We start from the raw sequence: 1,037 nt of genomic DNA on the forward strand, positions 1-1,037 counted from the left end.
CGGCGGCAGCGCCCCAGCCGGCCCCTGCCGAGCCGCCGCCGGCGGAACCCGGCGTGGTGCACTGATTGTGGCGTGCTGCGCCCGGCGTCAGCCGGGCAGCAGCACCGTCGCCGCCGCCTGCGCGGCGATCCCCTCGCCGCGGCCGGGGAAGCCCAGCCGCTCCGTGGTGGTCGCCTTCACCGAGACGCGGCCGGGCTCGACGCCCAGCAGCGCGGCCAGCCGCGCGCGCATCGCCTCGGCATGCGGGGCGATCTTCGGACGTTCGCAGATCAGCGTGACGTCGGCATTCGCCAGCACGCCGCCGCGCGCCGCGATGCGTTCCGCGGCGTGGCGCAGGAAGCGGGCGCTGTCGGCGTCCTTCCACTGCGCCTCGGACGGCGGGAACCAGCGGCCGATGTCTCCCTCCGCCATCGCCCCGTAGATGGCGTCGCAGAGCGCGTGGATGCCGACATCGGCATCGGAATGCCCGTCCAGCCCGAAGGGGGAGGGGATGGTGACGCCGCACAGCACCATCGGCCGGCCCTCCGCGATGCGGTGCACGTCGAAGCCGGTTCCGATGCGCGGAATCATCCGGGCGAGCAGGGCGGATTCCACGCGGGCAAGGTCCTCCGGCCAGGTGATCTTCACGTTGCTCTCGTGCCCGGCGACCAGGTGCACGGGAAGCCCCGCGCCCTCGAGAAGCTGGGCGTCGTCGGTCGCCTCCGCCGTGGCGCCGCGATGCGCCTCCAGCAGCGCCGCGTAGCGGAAGGCCTGCGGAGTCTGCGCGCGGAACAGCCCGGCGCGCGGCACCGTCTCGAGGATTCGGCCGCCCTCGGCGCGCTTCAGCGTGTCCGACACGGCCAGCGCCGGGATCGCGCCCGGCGCCTCGGCCAGCGCGGCGAGCAGGGCGGGGACGGTGCCCGGCGGTACCACTGGGCGCGCGGCGTCGTGCACCAGGACGATGTCTGGCGCGTCGGGTGCCAGCGCCTCCAGCCCCGCCAGCACGCTGGCCTGGCGGGTGGCGCCGCCGGCGACCGGCGGGCGGATCGGCAGGCCCT

General features: G+C 76.0%; 1 protein-coding gene. It reads right to left on the reverse strand.

Annotated elements, in window-relative coordinates; translation table 11 throughout:
- Positions 1–87 precede the first annotated feature (87 nt).
- Positions 88–1,037 (reverse strand): 2-C-methyl-D-erythritol 2,4-cyclodiphosphate synthase (gene ispF / locus OZN99_RS32330; protein ID WP_270939281.1); only part of this gene is annotated, 950 nt, incomplete at its 5' end.

The organism is Falsiroseomonas oryzae (assembly GCF_027856955.1).
Classification (GTDB): domain Bacteria; phylum Pseudomonadota; class Alphaproteobacteria; order Acetobacterales; family Acetobacteraceae; genus Falsiroseomonas; species Falsiroseomonas oryzae.